The 22,564-nt window shown below is 71.5% G+C and carries 19 protein-coding genes and 2 pseudogenes; 10 read left to right on the plus strand and 11 right to left on the minus strand.

Annotated features, from left to right (window positions below; genetic code table 11):
* Positions 1 to 472 precede the first annotated feature (472 nt).
* From pdhA to ABT369_RS04675, 6 genes are all read left to right on the plus strand, one after another.
* Positions 473 to 1,606: a pyruvate dehydrogenase (acetyl-transferring) E1 component subunit alpha gene (gene pdhA, locus ABT369_RS04650; protein ID WP_350610294.1), complete on the plus strand. Its 1,134-nt coding sequence runs from the start codon at positions 473 to 475 to the stop codon at positions 1,604 to 1,606.
* Positions 1,606 to 2,589, plus strand: a complete 984-nt coding sequence (locus tag ABT369_RS04655; RefSeq protein ID WP_350610295.1) for an alpha-ketoacid dehydrogenase subunit beta — start codon at positions 1,606 to 1,608, stop codon at positions 2,587 to 2,589. Before pdhA ends, ABT369_RS04655 begins: the two co-directional genes overlap by 1 nt.
* Positions 2,590 to 2,603: 14 nt before the next feature.
* A complete protein-coding gene (locus ABT369_RS04660) occupies positions 2,604 to 4,022 on the plus strand; it encodes a dihydrolipoamide acetyltransferase family protein (RefSeq protein ID WP_350610296.1) in 1,419 nt (472 codons plus the stop codon).
* A gap of 388 nt (positions 4,023 to 4,410) precedes the next feature.
* Positions 4,411 to 4,545, plus strand: coding sequence for a hypothetical protein (locus ABT369_RS04665; RefSeq protein WP_350610297.1), 135 nt, complete (start codon positions 4,411 to 4,413; stop codon positions 4,543 to 4,545).
* A 178-nt stretch (positions 4,546 to 4,723) separates the two neighbouring features.
* Positions 4,724 to 6,448 carry an LppU/SCO3897 family protein gene (locus ABT369_RS04670; protein ID WP_350610298.1) on the plus strand — a complete coding sequence of 575 codons (1,725 nt, stop codon included), beginning with the start codon at positions 4,724 to 4,726 and terminating at the stop codon, positions 6,446 to 6,448.
* 5 nt (positions 6,449 to 6,453) lie between these two features.
* Entirely contained in the window at positions 6,454 to 8,274 is a 1,821-nt protein-coding gene (locus ABT369_RS04675) for an NHL domain-containing thioredoxin family protein (protein ID WP_350610299.1), read from the plus strand.
* Here ABT369_RS04675 and ABT369_RS04680 read toward each other — a convergent pair.
* Genes ABT369_RS04680 through ABT369_RS04690 form a run of 3 tightly spaced genes read right to left on the minus strand, consistent with a single transcriptional unit; the run spans position 8,271 to position 10,448 of the window.
* On the minus strand, positions 8,271 to 9,002 hold the full coding sequence (locus tag ABT369_RS04680) for a LamB/YcsF family protein (RefSeq protein WP_350610300.1): 732 nt from the start codon (positions 9,000 to 9,002) through the stop codon (positions 8,271 to 8,273). The two genes, ABT369_RS04675 and ABT369_RS04680, sit on opposite strands and share 4 nt — an antisense overlap.
* Complete coding sequence (locus ABT369_RS04685) at positions 8,986 to 9,843, minus strand: 5-oxoprolinase subunit C family protein (protein ID WP_350610301.1); 858 nt, start codon at positions 9,841 to 9,843, stop codon at positions 8,986 to 8,988. Before ABT369_RS04685 ends, ABT369_RS04680 begins: the two co-directional genes overlap by 17 nt.
* Entirely contained in the window at positions 9,840 to 10,448 is a 609-nt protein-coding gene (locus ABT369_RS04690) for a 5-oxoprolinase subunit B family protein (protein WP_350610302.1), read from the minus strand. The genes ABT369_RS04685 and ABT369_RS04690 overlap by 4 nt, the downstream gene beginning before the upstream one ends.
* Before the next feature lie 121 nt (positions 10,449 to 10,569).
* Between ABT369_RS04690 and trhA the strand changes: the two genes are divergently transcribed.
* Positions 10,570 to 11,199: a PAQR family membrane homeostasis protein TrhA gene (trhA, locus tag ABT369_RS04695; RefSeq protein WP_502891703.1), complete on the plus strand. Its 630-nt coding sequence runs from the start codon at positions 10,570 to 10,572 to the stop codon at positions 11,197 to 11,199.
* Between the two features lie 43 nt (positions 11,200 to 11,242).
* Here trhA and ABT369_RS04700 read toward each other — a convergent pair whose 3' ends face one another.
* A complete protein-coding gene (locus ABT369_RS04700) occupies positions 11,243 to 11,515 on the minus strand; it encodes a DUF6458 family protein (protein WP_350610304.1) in 273 nt (90 codons plus the stop codon).
* A gap of 86 nt (positions 11,516 to 11,601) precedes the next feature.
* Here ABT369_RS04700 and ABT369_RS04705 point away from each other — a divergent pair, with 86 nt between their 5' ends.
* Entirely contained in the window at positions 11,602 to 12,078 is a 477-nt protein-coding gene (locus ABT369_RS04705) for a SixA phosphatase family protein (RefSeq protein ID WP_350610305.1), read from the plus strand.
* A 33-nt stretch (positions 12,079 to 12,111) separates the two neighbouring features.
* Here the strand turns inward: ABT369_RS04705 and ABT369_RS04710 are convergent, their stop codons facing one another.
* The 6 genes and pseudogenes from ABT369_RS04710 to ABT369_RS04730 form a co-directional block, all read right to left on the minus strand.
* Entirely contained in the window at positions 12,112 to 13,965 is a 1,854-nt protein-coding gene (locus tag ABT369_RS04710) for an acyl-CoA dehydrogenase (RefSeq protein ID WP_350610306.1), read from the minus strand.
* A 445-nt stretch (positions 13,966 to 14,410) separates the two neighbouring features.
* On the minus strand, positions 14,411 to 15,136 hold the full coding sequence (locus ABT369_RS04715) for a DUF899 family protein (RefSeq protein WP_350610307.1): 726 nt from the start codon (positions 15,134 to 15,136) through the stop codon (positions 14,411 to 14,413).
* 2 nt (positions 15,137 to 15,138) lie between these two features.
* Positions 15,139 to 15,936: pseudogene (locus tag ABT369_RS04720) on the minus strand (PP2C family protein-serine/threonine phosphatase); the annotation flags it as partial.
* Between the two features lie 119 nt (positions 15,937 to 16,055).
* Positions 16,056 to 16,263: pseudogene (locus tag ABT369_RS57915) on the minus strand (serine/threonine-protein phosphatase); the annotation flags it as partial.
* Positions 16,264 to 16,310: 47 nt separating this feature from the next.
* Positions 16,311 to 16,928, minus strand: coding sequence for a septal ring lytic transglycosylase RlpA family protein (locus ABT369_RS04725; RefSeq protein WP_350610309.1), 618 nt, complete (start codon positions 16,926 to 16,928; stop codon positions 16,311 to 16,313).
* A gap of 170 nt (positions 16,929 to 17,098) precedes the next feature.
* Positions 17,099 to 18,868: a proline--tRNA ligase gene (locus ABT369_RS04730; protein ID WP_350610310.1), complete on the minus strand. Its 1,770-nt coding sequence runs from the start codon at positions 18,866 to 18,868 to the stop codon at positions 17,099 to 17,101.
* Between the two features lie 148 nt (positions 18,869 to 19,016).
* Here ABT369_RS04730 and ABT369_RS04735 point away from each other — a divergent pair, with 148 nt between their 5' ends.
* The gene (locus ABT369_RS04735; RefSeq protein WP_350610311.1) at positions 19,017 to 19,790 is read left to right on the plus strand and encodes an endo alpha-1,4 polygalactosaminidase; all 774 of its coding nucleotides are present in this window, start codon (positions 19,017 to 19,019) and stop codon (positions 19,788 to 19,790) included.
* A gap of 49 nt (positions 19,791 to 19,839) precedes the next feature.
* Positions 19,840 to 21,762 carry a DUF6311 domain-containing protein gene (locus ABT369_RS04740; protein ID WP_350610312.1) on the plus strand — a complete coding sequence of 641 codons (1,923 nt, stop codon included), beginning with the start codon at positions 19,840 to 19,842 and terminating at the stop codon, positions 21,760 to 21,762.
* Here ABT369_RS04740 and ABT369_RS04745 read toward each other — a convergent pair.
* Positions 21,749 to 22,534: an alpha/beta fold hydrolase gene (locus ABT369_RS04745; RefSeq protein WP_350610313.1), complete on the minus strand. Its 786-nt coding sequence runs from the start codon at positions 22,532 to 22,534 to the stop codon at positions 21,749 to 21,751. The two genes, ABT369_RS04740 and ABT369_RS04745, sit on opposite strands and share 14 nt — an antisense overlap.
* Positions 22,535 to 22,564: the final 30 nt, after the last annotated feature.

Here is a 22,564-nt window from a genome sequence, read left to right on the forward strand (position 1 = left end):
CACTGTCCAGCGTCGCGCTGCCGGCCACCACGACGATCATCGTCGGCACCGAGGTGAGCAGAACCAGCAGCGCGGAGATCAGCAGCGGCCGCCGGTTGGGCGAGAACAGCCGATGATGGCGCACGTCCGAGGACAACGGGGCTCCAAACCTAGCGGGGTCATTCGGACTAACGCGACGTAACGCGGAGAAGATCTGCCCGACGTGGGGGGATTTTTCGGTATTAGCCTGTCGGTGAGGGCCGACTCCAGGGTGTCGATCCACACGCCTTCTGCGATGCTGGACACACACCGGCAACGGGGCCGTAGCCTCCGCATACCCTGCGAGGCAGAGCCCGGGGTCGGCTCCCGGGCACGAACCCTCGTGCCCACCCGCGACGCGCCGATCCCACCGGGTCGCCGCGTGGCAGACACCCCCCGCCGCGTGGCAGGGTCAACCCCCGCTGCCGACGCGAGAGACGACAGGGAGATACGGATGGCGAAGGGCGAAGTCAAGGCCCGGGCGTCAGGAACACGGGCCGCGCCGGAACCCGCGTTCGTGCAGCTGCTCACCCCCGAGGGCGACCGGGTCGAACACCCCGACTACACGGTCGACTTCACCGACGATGAGTACCGCGCGCTCTACCACGACCTCGTCGTGGTCCGGAAGCTCGACGCGGAGGCCACCGCGCTGCAGCGCCAGGGCGAGCTCGGCATCTGGGCGAGCCTGCTGGGCCAGGAGGCGGCCCAGGTCGGATCCGGCCGGGCCCTGCGCGCGCAGGACATGGCGTTCCCGACCTACCGCGAGCACGGCGTGCTCTACACCCGCGGCATCGACCCGATCATGCCGTTGAGCCTGTTCCGCGGGGTCGACCAGGGCGCCTGGGACCCCAACGAGTTCAAGTTCAACATGTACACGATCGTCATCGGCGCGCAGACGCTGCACGCGACCGGCTACGCCATGGGCATCACCAAGGACGGCAAGGTCGGCTCGGACGACGGCGAGGCGGTCATCGCCTACTTCGGCGACGGCGCCACGAGCCAGGGCGACGTGAACGAGGCCTTCATCTGGGCGTCGGTCTTCAACGCGCCGCTGGTGTTCTTCTGCCAGAACAACCAGTACGCGATCTCCGAGCCGCTCGAGCGCCAGACGCGCGTCCCGCTGTACCACCGCGCCAGTGGCTTCGGCTTCCCCGGCCTGCGCGTGGACGGCAACGACGTGCTCGCCTGCTACGCGGTCACCCGCAAGGCGCTGGACGACGCGCGGCACGGCCAGGGCCCGTCGCTCATCGAGGCGTACACCTACCGCATGGGCGCCCACACCACCTCCGACGACCCGACCCGCTACCGCATCGCGAGCGAGGTCGAGGCCTGGCAGGCGAAGGATCCCATCAAGCGGCTCCGCGCGTTCCTGACCAAGCAGGGCATGGCGAAGGACGACTACTTCGACGCCATCGACGAGGAGGCCCGGGTGGCCGCCGTCAACCTGCGCGAGCGCGTGCTCTCGATGCCGGACCCCGACCCGATGACGCTGTTCGACCACGTGTACCCGCACGGCTCCCCCGAGCTCGCACAGCAGAAGGAACAGTTCGCCAAGTACCTCGCGTCCTTCGAGGGGAGTGGGCACTGATGGCCGCCGCGGAGAACCTCACGATCGGCAAGGCGCTCAACACCGGCCTGCGCCGCGCCATGGAGCGCGACGACAAGGTGCTCATCATGGGCGAGGACGTCGGCAAGCTCGGCGGCGTCTTCCGCATCACCGACGGGCTGCAGAAGGACTTCGGCGACGAGCGGGTCATCGACACCCCGCTGGCCGAGTCGGGCATCGTCGGCACCGCGGTCGGCCTCGCGATCCGCGGCTACCGCCCGGTGTGCGAGATCCAGTTCGACGGGTTCGTCTACCCGGCGTACGACCAGATCGTCTCCCAGGTAGCCAAGATCCACTACCGCTCCGGGGGCAAGCTCAGCCTGCCGATCGTCATCCGCATCCCGTTCGGCGGCGGTATCGGCGCGGTCGAGCACCACTCGGAGTCCCCGGAGGCGTACTTCGCCCACACCGCCGGCCTCAAGGTCGTCTCGCCCGCCACTCCCGACGACGCGTACTGGATGATCCAGCAGTCGATCGAGTCCGACGACCCGATCGTCTTCATGGAGCCCAAGCGCCGCTACTGGGAGAAGGGCGAGGTCAACGTCGACTCGGCCAGCCTGCCGCTGCACGCCTCGCGCGTCGCCCGGGCCGGCACCGACGCCACCGTGATCGCCTACGGCCCGATGGTCCGCACCGCGCTGGACGCCGCCACCGCCGCGGCCGAGGACGGGCGCTCCATCGAGGTCATCGACCTGCGCACGCTCTCGCCGCTGGACATGGCGCCGGTGTACGAGTCGGTGCGCCGCACGGGCCGGGCGGTCGTCGTGCACGAGGCGCCCGGGAACCTGGGCCTCGGTTCGGAGGTCGCGGCCCGGGTCACCGAGGAGTGCTTCTACTCCCTCGAGGCCCCGGTCCTGCGCGTCACCGGCTTCGACACTCCGTACCCGGCCGCGCGCCTGGAGGAGGAGTACCTGCCGGACCTCGACCGGGTGCTCGACGCCGTCGACCGCTCGTTCGGGTTCTAGGGGGCCGCGCGCACATGACCAGGGTCAAGGAGTTCAACCTGCCCGACCTGGGCGAGGGCCTCACCGAGGGCGAGATCCTCAAGTGGCTGGTGGCCGAGGGCGACACGATCATCCTCAACCAGCCGATCGTCGAGGTCGAGACCGCCAAGGCCGCGGTCGAGATCCCGGCGAAGTGGGCCGGCAAGGTGATCCGGATCTTCCACCCCGAGGGCACCATGGTCGAGGTCGGCCACCCGATCATCTCGATCGACACCGACCCGGCCGCGGGCGACCTGCCCGCCGGCGCGCCGACCCCGTCGGCCGCCTCGCTCGCCGCCGTCGAGGTGGCCGGCGACGGCCCGGTGGAGCCCGGCCTGATCGGCGGCCCCGCGCCCGGCGGCCGCACCGCGGTGCTGGTGGGCTACGGCCCCCGCACGACCGCCGCGAAGCGCCGGCCTCGGGTGTCCAGTTCGGAGCCCGCGCCCGCCGCCACGGCCCCGCCTGCCCCCGCCCCGGCTCCACCGGCTCCGGCTCCGGCTCCGGCGGCTCCCGCTGCTCCGGCTCCGGCCGCCCGGAACGGCGCGGTGCTCGCCAAGCCCCCGGTGCGCAAGCTGGCCCGGGATCTCGGCGTCGACCTGAGCACGATCGCCGGCACGGGCCCGTCGGGCTCGATCACGCGCGACGACGTGCTCGGCGCCCAGTCCGCTCCCGCTCCCGCTCTCGCCGAGGCAGCGGCCCCGGCGCGGGCACCCGGGCGGCGTGAGGAGCGCATCCCGGTCAAGGGCGTGCGCAAGCTGACCGCCGAGAACATGGTGGCCAGCGCGTTCACGGCCCCGCACGTGACCGAGTTCCTCACGGTCGACGTGACCCGGTCGATGAAGGCGCTCGAGCGGCTCAAGGCGCACCGCGACTGGCGGGACGCGCGGGTCTCGCCGCTGCTCATCGTGGCCAAGGCGTGCCTGCTGGCCCTGCGCCGCTACCCGATGGTCAACTCGACCTGGGCCGGCGACGAGATCGTGGTCAAGCACTACGTCAACCTGGGCATCGCCGCCGCCACCCAGCGGGGGCTCATCGTGCCGAACATCAAGGACGCCCAGGACCTGACCACCCGCGAGCTCGCCGACGCGATGACCGCCCTGGTCGGCATCGCGCGCGACGGCAAGACCCCGCCGGCCGACATGACGGGCGGCACCTTCACGATCACGAGCGTCGGTGTCTTCGGCGTCGACTCCGGCACGCCGATCCTGCCCCCGGGCGAGTCGGCGATCCTCGTGTTCGGCGCCGTACGCGAGCAGCCCTGGGTCCACAAGGGCAAAATCAAGATCCGCCAGGTGACCACGCTCGGCCTGTCGTTCGACCATCGGATCATCGACGGCGAACTGGGCTCGAAGTTCCTCCGCGACGTGGGCGCGTTCCTGGAAGACCCCGAGGGCGCCCTGCTCGCCTGGAGCTGACCCGGCACCCGCAACGCCAACGGTGGCCTCGCGCACTCGCGCGGGGCCACCGTTCTCTTTCGGTTCGATAAGTCGGGCGCTCCGCGCCACGACTTATCGCCTTTATCGCCCGACAGGTTATAAGTCCGACTTCCGCGCTTGATGCTCCAAGATCGCCACCGGGAGTGGATCGCGCCGAAAAAGGGGCCGTGAGCAGGCCAATTCGCGTGCGGTGGACTGCCCCCCGGCTGTCACATGGCCGACGAACAGGGCGTTTGCGCAGGACAACCGCCTACGAATCGTCGGCGGGTGGGCCGCGTCACCTCGTAATCGCTGGCTCTGGATCATCGTTTCGGCGTGTAATGGATGTGAAGCAAGTACATCCCTTACACCTCCCCGAGGAGCCGTCGTGAGCACCCTGTTCGAGCGCATCAAGGCCCGCCGCAGCGCCGCCCGTCGCATGGACGCCATCGAGCGCGCCATCGCCAAGAACCCGTCCAGCGCCCTGCGCGACGAGCTCTACGCCATGATCAACCGCAGCTAGGCCGAAGACCTTGCGCACCCCCGAACCGCCCCGGTCCGACCTCCCCGGACCGGGGCGGTTGTGCGTCTGTTGTCCGGTCCTGGTTTGCTGAGCATCCGAACCGACGAACGTCGGTACCGGCTCTGGGATGTCACACTCCGGTCGACTACGGTCGGGGTCTGACCTACAGGAGGCACGCATGACGTCCGACCAGCAGCACCCGTCCGAGCAGCCGGACGAGGCTGCGTCGAGCACGCCCCCGCCCGGCCGCCCCCCGGCCGTGCGCGCGAAGGCGTCGGTCCCCGTCCCGTCCTCGCCCGCCCCGGGTCAGCAGCAGCCCGGCCAAGACCCCGCCGACGCGGACGCCGCCGCCCGCCCCGGCCCGTTCCCGCCGGCCGGCCCGACCGCACCACCGGCCGCCATCCCGCCACAGGCCCCGCCATACCCGCCGGCCGCCGCCGCGCCATACCCGCCGGCCGCCGCGCCCCCTCCGCCGCCGTATCCCCCGGCCGCCGCGCCCCCGCCGTCTTACCCGCCGGCCGCCGCTCCGCCGCCATACCCGCCGGCCACGGGCGCCGCCGCACCGGTGCCGCCGCCGTACGCGCCGGCCGCCGGCTCCGCCCAGCCCTACCCCCCGGCCGCCCCGGTTCCGCCGTCGTCGGCCCCGCCGTACTCCGCGGCCGCCTCGGTGCCGCCCACGAGCGCACCCCCCGCGGCCCAGTTCCCGATGCCGGCCCAGGCGCTGCCGAACATGCCGCCGAACGCCGACGCAGGCCCGCCCGCCTCCGGCTCCGCCCGAGTCCCGGGCGCCAGCGGCTCCGCCAGCGTCCAGGGCGCCTCCGGTTCCGCGAGCGTCCCGACCTCGGGCGCCGGCACCACCTACGGCTCGGCGAGCGTCCCGACCACCTACGGCCAGCCCACGACGTACGGCCAGAGCCCCGCCCCGGCCGCCGTCCCGGGCCCGCCCGGAAGCTTCCCGGGATTCACGCCCGCAAATCAGAACCCGCCGAAGGACGAGCCGAGCCCCGCCCCCGCAGACCCGAGCCCGAACCCCTGGGCCCCGACCTCCGGCGCGGGCGCATCGGGATCGGCGAAGGTCCCGACGGGCAGCGCCAAGGTCCCGCCCCCGCCCGCCAACGCCGAGGTCCCCGCCCCGGTCAACCTGGGCCAGATCCCACCGGAGCCGGGCCCGCGCACCTACGGCGCAAGAGCCCAGGTCACCCCGACGTCGGCCCCACCGGCCGACTACCAGGCAGCCACCCCGGCGAGCGCCCCGCCGTTCCCGGCGCAGCCGTTCGGCACCCAGCCGTCGAGCGCCCCACCGTTCCAGGCGCAGCCATTCGCAGGCGCCCCGTCGAGCGCACCGCCGTTCCAGGCGCAGCCGTTCAGCGGCGCCCCCGCCGGAGCCGCCCCGGTCAGCGGCGCGGGCACCGGCATCTACCAGGCCTCCGCTCCCCCGGCGGCCGGCGGCACCTACCAGACCTCGGCCCCGCCCGCGACCGGCCAGTTCCCGGCGTCCGGCGCCCCCCGGTACGGCGACCTCGTCACCATGCCCGGCGAGAACCCGTACGACGCCGGGCCCATCGACGGCGAGCCGACCCCCGAGCCCCCGGTCAAGAGCCGCCGCGGCCTGCTCGTCGGCCTGCTCATCGTGGCCGCGGTGTTCCTGGTCGCGGTCGCCGGCACGGCCATCATCGTGAAGATCAGCGGCGCGGGCGGCACGAGCTTCGCGGTCAACTCCTGCGTGAAGCAGGACGGCGACTCGGCGACCGGCGTCGACTGCTCGAGCAAGGACGCCTTCAAGATCGTGTCGAAGGTCGACAAGCCCGAGAGCTGCTCCGACGCCAGTCAGCCGTACATCGTGCTCCAGCACAAGGGCGAGAAGGACCAGGTGCTCTGCCTCCGCCCGGCCAGCGAGAAATAAGGGAAATGCCGGAAAAGTACGCCCGAGTCCGCGCGCCCGAGCTCAAGGGGCGCGGCTGGCTCAACGTCGAGCAGCTGAGCCTCCAGGACCTGCGCGGCAAGATCGTGCTGCTCGACTTCTGGACCTTCTGCTGCATCAACTGCCTGCACGTGCTCGACGAGCTCCGCCCGCTCGAGGAGCGCTTCGGCGACGTCCTCGTCACGATCGGCGTGCACAGCCCCAAGTTCGAGCACGAGAAGGACCCGGACGCGCTGGCCGCCGCGGTCGAGCGCTACGGCGTCGACCACCCGGTGCTGGACGACCCCGAGCTGAACATGTGGCAGCAGTACGCCGCGAAGGCGTGGCCCACGCTGACGGTGATCGACCCCGAGGGCTACGTCGTGGCCAACATGGCCGGCGAGGGCCACGCGCAGGGGCTCACCAAGCTCATCGAGGACCTGATCAACGTCCACGAGGGCAAGGGGACGCTCCGGCGGGGGAACGCGTCTCATGCCGTACAGAACAGTGATCTGACGCTTCTGCGGTTTCCCGGCAAGGCGCTCGCGCTGCCCGACGGGCATTTCCTCGTGGCCGACGCCACGCACCAGTCGCTCGCCGAGCTCGACGCCGACAACGAGACGCTCGTGCGGCGCATCGGCACCGGCAAGCGCGGCCGCAAGGACGGCACCGAGCCGGAGTTCTCCGAGCCTGGCGGGCTGTGCCTGCTGCCGCCGCACGTGGCCGAGGTCGCGGGCTACGACGTCGTCGTCGCCGACACCGTCAACCACCTGCTGCGCGGGCTCAAGCTCAAGACCGGCGAGGTGAGCACGGTCGCCGGCAGCGGGCGGCAGTGGCGCGGGACGGTGGACTTCGACGCGCACGACTCGCTCGTGGTGGATCTCTCCTCGCCGTGGGACGTGGCCTGGTACGACGACCGCGTGGTCATCGCGATGGCCGGCATCCACCAGCTGTGGTGGTTCGACCCGGTGCGACGCACGGCCGGCATGTACGCCGGGACGACCGTCGAGGCGCTCAAGGACGGCCCGCTGCACGAGGTGTGGATGGCCCAGCCGTCCGGCCTGTCGGCTTCGCCCGACGGCTCCCGGCTGTGGATCGCCGACAGCGAGTCCTCGGCCGTGCGCTGGATCGAGGACGGCGAGATGCACACCGCGGCCGGCCAGGGGCTGTTCGACTTCGGCCACGTCGACGGGCCCGCGGACGAGGCGCTGCTGCAGCACCCGCTCGGCGTGCTCGCGCTGGCCGACGGCAGCGTGCTCGTCGCCGACACCTACAACGGCGCCGTCCGCCGCATCGCCGGCGGGCGCGTCTCGACGGTGCTCGACGGGCTGTCGGAGCCGAGCGACCTGGTGCTGACCGCGGACGGGGACATCGTCGTGGTCGAGTCGGGCGCGCACCGGCTGGTGCGGCTGGGCGCGGGCACGCTCGCGGCGGCCGGCATCGACGTGGCCGGGGTGCGGCACCGCACCGAGCGCCCGCCGACCATGCTGGCGCCCGGCGAGGTCGAGCTCGACCTGATCTTCGAGCCCGCGCCGGGGCAGAAGCTGGACGAGTCGTTCGGCCCGTCGACCCGGCTCGAGGTCTCCGCCTCGCCGCCGGAGCTGCTCCTGGAGGGCGCGGGCGTGACCACGGACCTGCGCCGCCGCCTGGTCCTCTCGGCGGATGTCGCCTCGGGTGTACTGCAGGTCGTCGCCCAGGCCGCGACCTGCGACGTCGACGCCGAGTTCCCGGCCTGCCACCTCACTCGCCAGGACTGGGGCGTGCCGATCCGCGTGGTGCACGACGGCGGGGCCCGCCTGCCCCTGATCCTGCGCGGGATGGACGCCTAAGCGAAGGCGGCCACGGGGACGCCCGCCTCGGCGAGCGCGTCCCGCACGGCCCGGGCCATGTCCACCGCGCCCGGGGTGTCGCCGTGCACGCACAGCGACTCGATCGGCATCGGGATCACCGAGCCGTCGACCGCCTCGACCACGCCGTCGACCGCCATGCGCACGGCCCGGGCGGTCACCGCGGCCAAGTCGGTGACGAGCGCGCCGGGCTGGGAGCGCGGGACGAGCCGGCCGTCGGGGAGGTACCCGCGGTCGGCGAACCCCTCCGCGACCACCCGCAGCCCGCGCTCGGCCGCGAACCCGGCGAGCACCGAGCCCGGCTGGCACAGCACCGGCAGCTCCCCGGCGGCCGCGGCCGCGGTCACGACGGCCGCGGCGTGGCCCGCGTCGACCGCCGCGGTGTTGTAGAGCGCGCCGTGCGGCTTGACGTACGCGACCGGCCCGAACGCGGCCAGGGCGCCGATCTGGTAGCGCAGCTCGTCGGCGAGCTCGTCCGGCGGCACGTCGATCCGGCGCCGGCCGAAGCCGGCCAGGTCGCGGTAGCTCACCTGCGCGCCGACCCGCACCCCGAGCGTCCCCGAGCGGTCGCTGATCCGCCGCATGGTCGCCGGGTCGCCCGCGTGGAAGCCGCAGGCGACGTTGGCGCTGGTCACGATCGTCAGGAGGGCGTCGTCGTCGCCGAGGCGCCAGACGCCGAAGCCCTCGCCGAGGTCACTGTTGAGGTCCACGAAACCGAACGCTATCTCCCGGCCGGGCCTGGGCGAGCAGCGGCAGATCGGCGGCGCGGACGACCGCGACCACCGGGTATCCGCCGGTCGTCGGGTGGTCGGCGAGGAAGACCAGCGGCCGGCCGTCGGCCGGGACCTGCACCGCGCCGAGCACGATCCCCTCGCTGGGCAGCTCCCCGGCGTCCGCGCGGGTCAGGGCCGGACCGTCCAGCCGGGTGCCGACCCGGTTGCTCTCGCTGCGGATCGTGTACTCCCCGGTGCCGAGCCGCCCCGCATCCGTGAACAGATCGGCTCGCGGCCCCCACGCGATCCGCAGCACGATCGGCCCGCCGAGCACGGCCCGGGGCGCCAGGTCCACGGGCGCCGGTTCGCACCCGGGCGCGCCGAGCGGGAGCCGGTCCCCGGCGCGCAGCACGGGCGGACCGAGCAGCGACAGCGTGTCCGTCGAGCGGCTGCCCAGCACCGGGTCGGGGCCGAGGCCGCCGCCGACGGTGAGGTACGCCCGCAGCCCCGAAATCGCCCGTCCGACCTCGACGTGATCGCCCGCCCGCACCGCCACGGGCGCGTTGAGCGGGGCCGGGCGGCCGCCGACCCGCAGCGGCGCGGCGGCCCCGGTGAGCGCGACGGTGCCGGCCCGGGTCGCGACCGCCGCGAACGGCCCGAGCGTGATCTCCAGCCCAGCCGCGCCCGGCGGGTTGCCCACGAGCCGGTTGCCGAGCTCGAGCGCCGGCCGGTCCAGCGCGCCCGAGCGCGCCACGCCGAGGTGCGCGAAGCCGGGCCGGCCGAGGTCCTGCACGGTGGTGAGCGGGCCGGCGACCTCGACCCGCAGCTCGGCCCTCATGCGGCCCGGAATCGCACGGTGCGGCCCGGCGTCATGAGCGCGGGGGGCGTGCGGGCCACGTCGAAGAGCTCGGCCCCGGTCCGCCCGACGATCCGCCAGCCCCCTGGGGAGGCGGTCGGGTAGACGCCGGCGAACTCGGCGGCGAGCGCGACCGAGCCGGCCGGGACCCGGGTACGCGGGGTAGGGAGGCGGGGGATATTCCAGGGCAGGCCGCGCAGGTACGCGAAGCCGGGCGCGAAGCCGCAGAACGCGACCGTAAGGTCGGTGCTCGTGAGCGTGCCGACCACGCCGGCGACGCTCAGCCCGGCGAGCTCGGCGACGAACGGCAGGTCCTCCCCGTCGAAGCGGACGTCGACGGTCAGGGGTGGCTCGGGACGTACCGATGCCGGATCGAAGGCCCAGTCGGACAGCCGGGCGGCCAGTCCCGCCGGGTCGGCCACCCCGTCGAGCAGGACCGTGCGGGCGCCGGGCACGATGTCCACCACCGAAAGCCGGCCGGCGGCCCGCTCGGCGTCCAGCGCCGCGAACCAGTCCAGCGGAGTCCGGTCCGAGGCGCTGTCGACCTCGAGCAGCAGCGCGTCGGCGCCGACCGGGCGAAAGTGCATTCGGTCCACGATAGACGTCACATCGCTGCTACTTGCGAGTAACCTACGGTACCGTAACCTGGAAGGCGTGACCGTGAAGTCCGAAACCCGCCTGCGCCCGGTCGACCTCGGCAAGCCGCGGATGCGCGGCTGGCTGCACGCCTACGCGGCGGGCGTGGCCGTGATCTGCGGCATCGTCCTGTGCTCGCTCGCCGCCACCCGGCCCGGCTGGGCCCCGTTCGTGAGCTGTGTCATCTACAGCCTGACGGTCGTCGCGCTCTTCGGCACCAGCGCGCTGTACCACCGCCGGGTCTGGTCCGAGCGCGGCTACAAGATCATGCGCCGGCTCGACCACTCCATGATCTTCATCTTCATCGCCGGCACCTACACGCCGTTCAGCGTGCTGCTGCTCAGCGGCAACACCCGGGTGGCGATCCTGGCCACGGTGTGGACGGGCGCCGTGCTGGGGGTCGCGATGAAGATGGGCACGGCGCTGAGCAAGCGGCGGTGGCTCTCGGCGCCGCTGTACGTCGCGCTCGGCTGGGTGGCCGTCGCCGTACTGCCGGACATCCTGCACGTGGGCGGCGTGACCGCGCTGGTCCTGACCCTGGCGGGCGGGGCCTTCTACACGGTCGGCGCGGTGTTCTACGCCCTGCGCCGCCCCAACCCGTGGCCGACCGTCTTCGGCCACCACGAGTTCTTCCATGCGTGCACGCTCGTGGCCGCGATCTGCCACCACATCGCGATCTACTTCGCCCTTTACGCGCGCTGAAAGGGGGGCCGGTCCAGGACCAGCCCCCCTTTTTGTCCAACGCTCAGTAGCGCCGCGTGCGCCGCTCGATGACCTCGTCGGCCGAGGGCGGGATCACGGTGCCGGCCGCGGGCGGGGGCGGCGGCGGGGCCGCCGAGACCACCGTGCGGCGGCGCGAGTTCCAGAAGTACAGGGTCAGGACCAGGCCGATGAGCCCGGCGATCTGGAGGATCCAGCCGATCGTGTCGAGGTTGAACGGACCGACGTCCGTGTCCTTGAGCCCGAACGTCAGGATCGCACCGACAACAATCAGTAGGATGCTTCCGCCGATACCCATCGAAGGCCTCCCGAGGCGTCTGTTGGGTAACTGTCTGTCGCAGGAATACCCACGCGGGACATTCTTCAATCGGGGAGGCTTGTGCCATGACCGTCCGCACGCTCATCCTTCTGCGGCACGCCAAGGCGGCGGACCCGGACGACTACGCCACCGACATCGAGCGACCGCTCGCCCCGCGCGGGCACCGCGACGCCGCCGCGGCCGGCGCGTGGCTCAAGGAGCAGGACCTCCGGCCCGACGCCGTGCTGTGCTCGACGGCGGTCCGCACCCGGGAGACGCTCGCGGAGCTGGGCGTCGAGGTGCCGGCCGTCTTCGAGCACCGGATCTACACCGGCCCGGCCTCCGACACCCTGGAGCTGCTCCAGCAGGTCGGCGCGACGGTCGAGACCCTGCTGCTGGTGGGGCACAACCCGACGCTGTCCGATCTGTCGCACGAGCTGGCCCCGTACGCCCTCAAGGACCGCGGCCTGGCCACCTCCGGCATCGCGGTGCACCGCTTCGAGGGCGCCTGGTCGGGCTTGTCCACGGCGGAACTCACCGCGGAGCACACGGGGCGAGGTTAAGTGGGAGGGCTCCGTTGCCCTCCCACCTAAGCATCAGAACGAGTCTTCGCCGACCTGCATCGCGTCCAGCGTCGTCGACTCGATGATCCGCCGGTCGGCGCCCACGCGCGGCAGCACCTCGTGCGCGAAGAACTTCGCCGCGGCCACCTTGCCCTCGTAGAAGGCCTTGTCCGCGGGCGACACCGCGCCGGCGAGGGCCTTCAGCGCCACCTCGGCCTGCCGCTGCAGCAGCCAGCCGACCACGATGTCGCCGAGGTCGAGCAGGAACCGCCGGGTGTTGAGGCCGACCTTGTAGAGCGCCTGCGGGTCGCCGGCCTGGGCCTCGCCCAGCCAGCCGGTGAAGATGCCCAGGATCTGCTGCACCTCGGCGAGCGCCTTGCCCAGCGCCGCGCGCTCGACCTTGAGCTGCCCGTTGCCGCCCTCGGACTCGAGGAACTGCTGGATCTCGCCGGCCACGGTGAGCAACGCCTTGCCCTGGTCCTTCACGATCTTGCGGAACACCAGGTCGAGGCTCTGGATCGCGGTCGTGCCCTCGTAGAGCGTGTCGATCTTCGAATCGCGCACGTACTGCTCGAGCGGGTAGTCCTGCAGGAACCCGGAGCCGCCGAAGGTCTGCAGCGCCTCGTGGCTCAGCATCTCGTAGGCGCGCTCCGAGCCGACGCCCTTGACCAGCGGCAGGAGCAGGTCGTTGACCCGCTTGGCGATCTTCGCGGCCTTCTCGTCGCCCGCGGCCTCGGCCAGGGCCACCTTGTCCTGCCAGGTCGCCGTGTAGCAGACCAGGGCGCGCAGGCCCTCGGCGTAGGACTTCTGCATGAACAGCGAGCGGCGCACGTCCGGGTGGTTGATGATCGTGACCCGCGGCGCGGCCTTGTCGGTGGAGACCAGGTCGGCACCCTGCACGCGGCTCTTGGCGTACTCGAGCGCGTTGAGGTAGCCCGTCGACAACGTGGCGATCGCCTTGGTGCCGACCATCATCCGGGCGTACTCGATGATGAGGAACATCTGCCGGATGCCCTCGTGCACGTCGCCGAGCAGCCAGCCCTGAGCCGGCACCCCGTGCCCGCCGAAGGTGACCTCGCACGTGGTGGACACCTTGAGGCCCATCTTGTGCTCGACGTTGGTCACGAAGACGCCGTTGCGGTCCTTGAGCTCGCCGGTGTCGGTGTCGAAGTGGAACTTCGGCACGACGAAGAGCGAGAGCCCCTTGGTGCCGGGCCCGCCCGCGCCGGGCGTGTCCACCGGCCGCGCCAGCACGTAGTGCACGATGTTCTCGGCCAGGTCGTGCTCGCCGCTGGTGATGAAGCGCTTGACGCCCTCGATGTGCCAGGACCCGTCGGCCTGCGGGATCGCCTTGGTGCGGCCCGCGCCGACGTCGGAGCCGGCGTCCGGCTCGGTCAGCACCATCGTGGAGCCCCACTGCTTGTCGACGAAGAGCTTGGCCCACTTCTTCTGCTCTTCGGTGCCCTCGATCCGCAGCGTGTTGGCGAACGAGGGGCCGGAGGCGTACATCCAGATCGGCGCGTTGGACCCGAGCACGAGCTCGGCCAGCGACCACCACAGCGCGCGCGGCGCCGCGGTCCCGTCGAGCTCGGCGGGCAGGTCGAGGCGCCAGAACTCGGCGGCCATGAACGCCTCGTAGGACTGGCGGAACTTCTCGGGCATGCGCACCGAGAACGTCGCCGGGTCGTAGACGGGCGGGTTGCGGTCGCCGTCGACGTAGCTCGCCGCGAGGTCCTCGCGCGCCAGCCGGTCCACCTCGCCGAGGATGCTGCGGGCGGTGTCGACGTCGATGTCGCCGTACGGTCCCTGACCGAGGACCTTCTCGACGCCGAAGACCTCGAACAGGTTGAACTCGAGGTCCCGCAGGTTGCTCTTGTAATGGGTCATCGCGGAGTGGCCCCCCGTCTCTGGGTCGCAGCATCTCGTGCCAAGGAGCATGGCCGACATAGGTTACCAGTCGGTAACAGCCATCTTATTACTCGCTAGTAACGAGGAACAAGGCGCACCTGCGAGTGAACCGGACCACAGCAGAGCCTGCCGAGTACCGCCCGGGAGCAGTTGAGTAGCGGACACGCCGTCACCCCCGGGTGACGTGGTCGTTGATCGGTTACTCCCAGTCAGAAGGAGGGCCGCCGCCATGATCGTCCGTCTCATGGGCTCGCTCTTCGCCCCCAAGTACCCGCGCTTCTACACGGGCCGCCACCGCGCCCCGATGCGCCGACTCATTCCCCGCCAGAGAGCCATCGAAGCCGCTTAGGGTTTTTGCTCGGGCCGCGTCAGTATCTGACCGTCGCCCGCCAGGAATCCCGACGTCCGTGGTGGCAAGAGCCACTCAGCCGAGGTCATCCGATCGCCCAGCCTCGAGCCGCGACCAATGGGCGATCGGCCGCCCGTCGAGCCGGTGGAACGAGCCGTCGACGGGCCACGGCTGCGGCCACCCCACCGGCGACTCCTCCTGCTCCTCCTGGCGCCCCCAGACCGTGAGATCCATCAGCGAGTAGCTGTTGTCCATGATCTCGACGCCGCGCCGGGTGGTCCAGTACGTCTCGAAGACCCGGTCCCCGTCGCGCACGTAGCAGACCAGGTGCATCATCCCGACCACGCGGCCGACCAGCAGCCGGTCGAGCGAGGGCAGCGCCGAGTACCACGGCATCGTCCAGCCCATGAAGTCGCGGTAGCGCCGGCTCGGCTCGTACGGCCCCTGCGCGAAGACCGCGTAGGTGATGTCCCGCGAGTGCAGGTACGCCAGCTCCGCCACGTGCGTGTTGCACCACGTGCAGCCCTCGCACTGCTCCGCGGCCGGCTTCCCGTCGTGCCACATGAAGTAGTAGGCGATCAGCTGGCGACGCCCCTCGAACACGTCCAGCAGCGTCACCGGCCCGTCCGGCCCGGTCACGGTCAGGCCCGCGTCGACCTCGACCATGGGCAGCCGCCGGCGGGCCGCGGCGATCGCGTCGCCCTCGCGTGTGTGGGCCTTCTCCCGCTGCCGCAGCCGCGCCACCTCGGCCTCGAACTCGGCCCGGTCGACGGCGGGCGGCAGTCCCTGCGCAGCACTCACAGCTACGAGGATGCCACTCCGGCACCGCCGATTTCCCAGCTTGGCACCGCGGCCTGCGGCTTCACACCCTGGTACTCCACCAGCACGAGCGCGATGTCGTCGTCGAGCCGCCCCCGCACCCACTCCACGAGCGCGCTCTCGAGCGACTTCAGCCCGTCGGCGACCGTACCGTGCCCGAGCAGCCGCTGAGCCCGCTCGGCGGTCGGGAAGAACTGCCCGTCGCGGCGCGCCTCGGCCAGCCCGTCGGTGAAGAACAGCAGCCGGTCGCCCGGCTCCAGCCGCTCCACGCGCGGCTTGACCACCGGCATGAAGCCCAGCGGGGGCGCGTTGGCGGGCGGGTCGAGCGGGATCACGCGACCCCGGCGCAGCAGCAGCGGGGCCGGGTGGCCGCAGTTGACGATGGTCAGGGTGCCACCGCGCTCCTCGATCAGCGCGGCCGTCACGAAGTCCTCGTCGCCCAGCGAGCGGGCCACCGCGCGGTCGAGGTCGGCGACGATCGCGCGCAGGTCGGCGCGCTCGAAGGCGACATGGCGGTACGACCCCAGCACGATGCTCGCCAGGCGCACCGCGTCGAGGCCCTTGCCGCGGACGTCGCCGATGATCATGCGCACGCCGTACGGGGTGTCGAGGGCCTCGTACAGGTCGCCGCCGATGTCCGCGGCGGCGCTGGCCGAGATGTAGCGGGCCGCGACCGTCAGCGGGCCGACCTGGGGGCCCAGCGGGCGCAGCACGGCGCCCTGGGCGACCTGGGCGAGGTGGGAGAGCTCGGCGTACCGCGCGATCTGCCGCTGCCGGATCGCCCCCACGGCGGATCCGATCCCGCTGGCCACGAGCACGCCGCCGAGGTTCAGCATCAGCACGAGCAGGCGATCGCGGCTGTGCATCAGCTCGATCGAACAGAAGACGAAGGCCAGCAGTGTGGCGGTGCTGCCGACGGCGAGCACCTCCGGCCACGACGCGAACGCCGCGGCGAGGAAGGGCGCGGCCGCGAGCAGGCCGACGTAGTCGGCCCGGAAGCCGTCCGCCACCTCCGCGGTGAAGACGAGCGCGAGCAGCACGAAGGCCGCGCCGACTCCGGCACGGGCTTCGGGAAGCAGCTGACGTTTCATAGGTCCGGCCAACAGCATGCCACCAACCGACCGCCAGACCGTTCCATCAAACGGCCGGGTCTGCCTTACTTCAGTACTTCATACTTCGCGTTGATTACTCCAGCGCTCACCGAAGCGACCTTCACGAAGGCGCCCTTGGCGAGATCGAGACAGCGTCCCGCTACGAAGGGTCCCCGATCGTTGATCCGTACGTCGACGGACTTGCCGTTGGCCAGGTTCGTGACCCGGACGATCGTGCCGAACTTCAGCGTCTTGTGAGCCGCGGTCAGCCCGTTGGGGTCGAAGTTCTCGCCGTTGGCGGTCTTCTGCCCATCAGCGTAATACGACACCTGGCAGGTGCCGCTGTCCGCCACCTCGGTCGGCGCCTTGGTGGTCGGGCTCTTGCTCGGCGTCTTGGTCTTGCTCGGCGTCTTCGAGGGCGTCGGCGAGGCCGTGACCGGCACAGACTCCAGTCCCTGGCCGAGGCTCGGCTCGGCCGAGGGCGACGGGCGCTCGCCGCGGTCCGCGCGCTCCTGCGGGCTGCGCGGGGCGTCGACCGCCGCGACCGGCTTGGGATCGCCCCCGCCGAGATTGATGGTCGCCACCGCGACTCCGACGAGCACGGCGACGGCACCGACCCCCGCGATTATCGGGATGAGGTGACGGCGACCCACAAAGGAATGTCGGCCGGACAACGTCTGCACCCTTCGTCGACAGCAAGGCCGTGACTGAACGTATCCGCCCCTCCCGCTCGCCCGTCAAACCGAAGAGTGCTTCATGTGGTGATTTGCCCGCATACTTCCGTCCGTTCGGCCGATCCGCCAAGGAGCCGATCGGCCGAACCCGGAAATGCCGAAACTGTACGGATAGCGAACTAGGAGCGAACGGCCGCCACGACCGCGTCGACCGCGGCGCCGGACTCGATCTCCGTCTTCTCGCCCGACTTGCGGTCGCGGATCTCGACCACGCCGTCGGCGAGCCGCTTGCCGACCACCACGATCGTCGGCACGCCGATGAGCTCGGAGTCGTTGAACTTCACGCCCGGCGAGACGTCCTTGCGGTCGTCGAGCAGCACGGTCAGCCCGGCCGCCTCGAGGTCCGCGGCCAGCTGCGCGGCGCCGTCGCGGATCTCCTCGGACTTGCCCGCGGCGACCACGTGCACGTCGGCCGGGGCCAGCTCGCGGGGCCAGCACAGGCCGCGCTCGTCGGCGGTCTGCTCGGCGACCACGGCGACCGCGCGGGTCACGCCGACGCCGTAGGAGCCCATCGTGACGACCTGCGCCTTGCCGTTCTGGTCGAGCACCGACAGGCCCAGGGCCTTCGCGTATTTGCGCCCGAGCTGGAAGATGTGCCCGATCTCGATGCCGCGCGCCTGCTCCAGCCGGCCGCCGTCGACCGGGCAGATGTCGCCGTCGACGATCCGGACCGCCTCGATGGTGCCGTCGGGGGTGAAGTCCCGGCCGGCGACGAGGTGCACGACGTGCTTGCCCGGCTCGTCGGCGCCGGTGATCCAGCTCGTGCCGTCGACGACCCGGGGGTCCACCAGGTACTTGATGCCGGAGGAGTTCTTCTCGCCCAGCACGCCGGGGCCGATGTACCCCTTCACGAGCGCCGGGTGCTGCGCGAACTCGGCCTCGGTCATGGGCGCCACCTCGGCCGGCGCGACAACCGCCGCGACCCGGCCCAGGTCGACCTCGCGGTCGCCGGGCACGCCGACGGCCAGCGGCTCGCGCTTGCCGTCGGGCATGGTCAGCATGAGCATGACGTTCTTGAGCGTGTCGCCGCCGGTCCAGGCGCGATCCTCGCGCTTGAGGTCCGCGCGGGCGTTGAACAGGTCGACCAGCGTCTCGATCGTCGGCGTGTCGGGCGTGTCGGCGACCCGGGCCGCGGGCTGGCCCTCGATCGGCAGCGCGGCGGGGGGCGGGGTCACGACCGCCTCGACGTTGGCCGCGTAGTCGCCGTTGGCGCAGCGCACGAACGTGTCCTCGCCGATGTCGCAGAGGGCCAGGAACTCCTCGGAGGCGCTGCCGCCCATCGCGCCGCTCGTCGCCGAGCAGATCACGTAGTCGAGGCCGAGCCGGTCGAAGATCTTGACGTAGGCCTCGCGGTGGCGGCCGTACGCCGCGCGCAGGCCGTCGTCGTCGACGTCGAAGGAGTACGAATCCTTCATGACGAACTCACGGCCGCGCAGGATGCCGGCCCGGGGGCGCGCCTCGTCGCGGTACTTCGACTGGATCTGGTACAGCGTCAGCGGCAGGTCCTTGTACGAGGAGTAGAACTCCTTCACGGCGAGCGTGAACATCTCCTCGTGCGTGGGACCGAGCAGGTAGTCGCCCTGGCGGCGGTCCTTGAGGCGGAAGATGTTGGGGCCGTATTCCGTCCAGCGCCCGGTCGCCTCGTAGGGCTCGCGCGGCAGCAGGGCCGGGAACGTGAGCTCCTGGCCGCTGATCGCGTCCATCTCCTCGCGGATCACCCGCTCGACGTTGCGCAGCACCCGCAGGCCCATCGGCAGCATGGTGAAGATGCCCGGCGCGACGCGGCGCACGTAGCCCGCGCGGACCAGCAGCTTGTGGCTGGTGACCTCGGCGTCGGCAGGATCCTCGCGCAGTGTCCGCAGGAACAGCGAGGACATCTTCAGGACCATCTGTGTCCACCTTCTTATGGCCGTTTCCGTCACATTGGACGATACCGAACGCGTCTTGCGGGTTTTCGGGCTGACGGGGACTCGTCGTGCACTCGTAGCGCTCCCGGCTTTCACCCGGTCCCGGGCACAGCGGGCCGATGTCGCAGCCATGCGTCGACTCCTCATGATCGCCCTGGCCGCGACGGCCGCCGTCCTCGCCGTGGCTGCCCCCGCCCAGGCCGCCACCCCGAGCCGCTGGAAGCCCGCCGTCGGCCTGACCTGGCAGATGCAGTTCAGCGGGAAGCTTGACACGACCGTCAAGGCACAGGTGTACGACATCGACGGCGCCGACGCCACGAAGGCCCAGGTCGCCGCGCTGCACCAGGCGGGGCGGAAGGTCGTCTGCTATGTGGACGCCGGCTCCTACGAGAACTGGCGCGCGGACGCCGGGAAGTACCCGGCCTCGGTGCGCGGCAAGGCGCTGGACGGCTGGCCCGGCGAGCAGTGGCTCGACGTGCGCAACTGGACCGTGCTCCGGCCGATCCTGGCCGCGCGCTTCGCCGACTGCAAGGCCAAGGGCTTCGACGCGGTCGACCCGGACAACATGGACGGCTACAGCAACGACTCCGGCTTCCCGCTCACCGCCGCCGACCAGCTCACGTTCAACCGCCGGGTGGCCGACCTCGCGCACGGCCTGGGCCTGACGGTCGGGCTCAAGAACGACCTCGACCAGGTCAAGGCGCTGCAGCCGGCGTTCGACTTCGCGGTCAACGAGTCCTGCCGCGAATACGGCGAGTGCGGTCAGCTCAAGCCGTTCATCGCCGCCGGTAAGCCGGTGTTCCACGTGGAGTACAGCGCGGCCCAGTGCCCGACCCCGGCTTCGTTGCGGTTCAGCAACATCCGCAAGAACCTGAACCTGGATGCCTTCCGCGCCGCCTGCTAGAACCGGCGCGGCGTGTCGGCGGTAATCACCCTCGCCTACACTCCACCGGGTGAGAATTCGGGGCCGGGTGACGGGGAAGACCGTCGACGCGCTGGTCATGGTCGGTTTTGTCCTTGGTGCCGTCTACGTGCTGGGACGCCTCTGGGTGGACCCGAACGGGCGCTATCTGACGCTGAACTTCCAGGACAGCTTCACGTTCGAGTGGTTCCTGACCCACGCGACCGAGCTGTTCACGAAGGGTGAGTCACCCTTCTTCTCCGACGACATCAACGCGCCCCTGGGCGTCAACCTGATGGCGAACACGTCGGTCCTGACGCTCGCGCTGCCGCTGACCCCGGTGACGCTGTGGCTCGGCGCCGGCGTGACCTTCGCGTTCATCTCCACGCTGGCCCTGGCCGCGACCGCGATCGCCTGGTACTGGGTGCTGACCCGCGAGTTCGGCCGCTCCCGCCTCGCCGCCGCGGTCGGCGCCGCGTTCCTGGGCTTCGCGCCGGCCATGATGTCGCAGATCGCCGGGCACCCGAACATCGCCGGGCAGTACTTCATCCCGCTGATCATCGCCGCGGTCTTCCGGATGCGGCACCCCGGCAACGTGTGGCGGCAGGGCCTCTGGCTCGCCCTGCTCGTGGTGCTGCAGGCCGGCATCAACGAGGAGATGCTGTTCTTCACGGCGATGGCCCTGTTCGTGTTCATCCTGGCCTACGTGCCGTGGAAGCAGCTGCCCGGCTTCGCGAAGGTCCTGCTGCCCAAGTGCGGCGTGACGCTGCTCGTCGCCGGAGCCGTGCTCGCCTACCCGCTGTACTTCCAGTTCACCGGTCCCCAGCACTACAGCGGCCTGGACGCGGGCGTGCGCGCGATCAACCTCGACGCGTACTCCTACGTCACCTTCGGCCGCTACTCGATCGCCGGCGACGTCGCCGAGGCGGCCCGGCTGAACAAGAACAACGCCAGCGAGGAGAACAGCTTCTTCGGCTGGCCGCTCGCCATCGTGCTGGTCGCCGGCGCGGTCGCCCTGTGGCGCAACCGGCTGTCCCGGGCCCTGTTCCTCACCGCCGGCGTCTTCGCCGTCTTCTCCCTCGGCGACGTGATCCGCTTCAACGGCGTCGAGCACACCCACGTGCACGGCCCGTGGAAGTGGATCAGCAAGCTGCCGCTGTTCGACTCGGTGGTGCCGACGCGGCTGGGGCTGATCGTGACCGTGTGCGTGGGTGTTGGCCTGGCCCTGCTGGTCGACAAGCTCGTGGTCGAGCGCCTGCGTCCCGCCGATGTTTCTGCTGCCGTTCCCGCGGCGGTTCCGGCCCTCGAGCCCGAGCCCGCGCTGGTCGGCTCCGGCGCCTCCGGCGACTCCACTGACGACGTTCCTGCCGAGACGCCGCCGCCCCCGCCGGTTCGCGGTGGCGAGCCGGCCCCGCGCCGGAGCCCGAAGCTCGCCCTGATCTGGGGCATCGCGCTGCTCGCCGCGCTCGTCCCGCTGTTCCCGACCCCCCAGCCCGCCACCGGCCGCCCGCCGCTGCCGGCGCTGTTCACCAACGGCAACTGGCGCACCAAGCTGCCCCCGAACCCGGTCGTGGCCCCGCTGCCGGGCGGCTGGGACGACAACATCAAGATGATGCGCTGGTCGACCGAGACCAACTTCGAGGTGAAGCTGACGGCCGGATACTTCCTCGGCCCCAACGACACCGAGCCGGACGACAAGTTCGCGCACTTCGGCCCCGGGTACCGCGACACGGTCATCTACCTGAGCTGGGTCGCACGCCAGCGCACCTCGCCGGCCGTGACCGAGGCGCAGAAGGCCGCGATCCGGGCCGACATCAAGCACTGGAAGGCCACCAACCTGGTGATGCCGGTGGGCTACTGGAACGAGAAGGTCCTGCGCGAGACGATCGACAAGCTGGTCGCCCCGGACGTGGCTCCGTCCCAGGTCGTCGACGGGGTCTACCTCTGGGACGTGCGCTCGATCAGCGGCGCCTGAGCACCAGCTCCGCGGCTCGGCGGGGGTGCATCTCCGGAATCCAGTGGCGCACGCCACGCAGGATTTCGAAGGTGTACTCCCCGTCGACCCACCGTTCACACCGGCGCGCGAGCCGCTCGGTGACGAACTCGTCCCCGTCGCCCCACGCGAAGACGGTCGGCGCCTCGACCCGCGGGAAGCCGGCTTGTAGCGGCATCGCCCGGTACCAGTTCAATGCCCGCCGGTTCTTCGCTTTCGCATAGCGGCGCGCGTGTTCGACCCCGAGCCCGCTGCGGACGAGCCGGCGTTCGAGTCGCGCGGGCGTCAGAACCAGTTCGGGCAGCCACGGAAGCTGAAAGAACCCGACGTAGGCCGACCGCCACAGCTGCCGCACCCCGGCCCCGGCCCACGCCCCGCGATGCGGCACCGAGAAGGCGGTGAGAGTCCGCACGAGCTCGCGATGCCGCCCGGCCACATGAAACGCCAGCGCAGCACCCCAGTCGTGCCCGGCGAGATCAAACCGTTCGACGCCGGCCGTTCTCGCCAGCGCCACGACATCGGTCGCCAGGACATCGAGGGTGTACTTTCCGCGCTCCTTCGGACTCGCCTGCTCGCCATATCCCCGCAGCTCGGGCACGAGCACGCGCCGACCGGCCCGGGTCAGCAGTTCCGCGACCTCGGCCCAGGCCCGCCGATCCTGCGGAAACCCGTGCAGCAGCACGACCGCGGGCGCGTTCTCATCGCCCAGGTCGTCGACCTCGAACTCAAGCCCGTCGTTGCGAAACCGCTCCATCGCATCATCTTGCGCCGCTTTTCGGCCGTT

Origin of the sequence: Dactylosporangium sp. NPDC000244, assembly GCF_040300725.1 — a bacterium.
In the GTDB taxonomy this organism is placed as follows: Bacteria; Actinomycetota; Actinomycetes; order Mycobacteriales; family Micromonosporaceae; genus Dactylosporangium.

Coding starts and splice junctions, on each gene's coding strand:
- pdhA (WP_350610294.1), top strand. CDS start 473: ATGGCGAAGGGCGAAGTCAAGGCCCGGGCGTCAGGAACACGGGCCGCG.
- ABT369_RS04655 (WP_350610295.1), top strand. CDS start 1,606: ATGGCCGCCGCGGAGAACCTCACGATCGGCAAGGCGCTCAACACCGGC.
- ABT369_RS04660 (WP_350610296.1), top strand. CDS start 2,604: ATGACCAGGGTCAAGGAGTTCAACCTGCCCGACCTGGGCGAGGGCCTC.
- ABT369_RS04670 (WP_350610298.1), top strand. CDS start 4,724: ATGACGTCCGACCAGCAGCACCCGTCCGAGCAGCCGGACGAGGCTGCG.
- ABT369_RS04675 (WP_350610299.1), top strand. CDS start 6,454: ATGCCGGAAAAGTACGCCCGAGTCCGCGCGCCCGAGCTCAAGGGGCGC.
- ABT369_RS04685 (WP_350610301.1), bottom strand. CDS start 9,843: ATGAGGGCCGAGCTGCGGGTCGAGGTCGCCGGCCCGCTCACCACCGTG.
- ABT369_RS04690 (WP_350610302.1), bottom strand. CDS start 10,448: ATGCACTTTCGCCCGGTCGGCGCCGACGCGCTGCTGCTCGAGGTCGAC.
- trhA (WP_502891703.1), top strand. CDS start 10,570: ATGCGCGGCTGGCTGCACGCCTACGCGGCGGGCGTGGCCGTGATCTGC.
- ABT369_RS04700 (WP_350610304.1), bottom strand. CDS start 11,515: ATGGGTATCGGCGGAAGCATCCTACTGATTGTTGTCGGTGCGATCCTG.
- ABT369_RS04705 (WP_350610305.1), top strand. CDS start 11,602: ATGACCGTCCGCACGCTCATCCTTCTGCGGCACGCCAAGGCGGCGGAC.
- ABT369_RS04710 (WP_350610306.1), bottom strand. CDS start 13,965: ATGACCCATTACAAGAGCAACCTGCGGGACCTCGAGTTCAACCTGTTC.
- ABT369_RS04730 (WP_350610310.1), bottom strand. CDS start 18,868: ATGGTCCTGAAGATGTCCTCGCTGTTCCTGCGGACACTGCGCGAGGAT.
- ABT369_RS04735 (WP_350610311.1), top strand. CDS start 19,017: ATGCGTCGACTCCTCATGATCGCCCTGGCCGCGACGGCCGCCGTCCTC.
- ABT369_RS04745 (WP_350610313.1), bottom strand. CDS start 22,534: ATGGAGCGGTTTCGCAACGACGGGCTTGAGTTCGAGGTCGACGACCTG.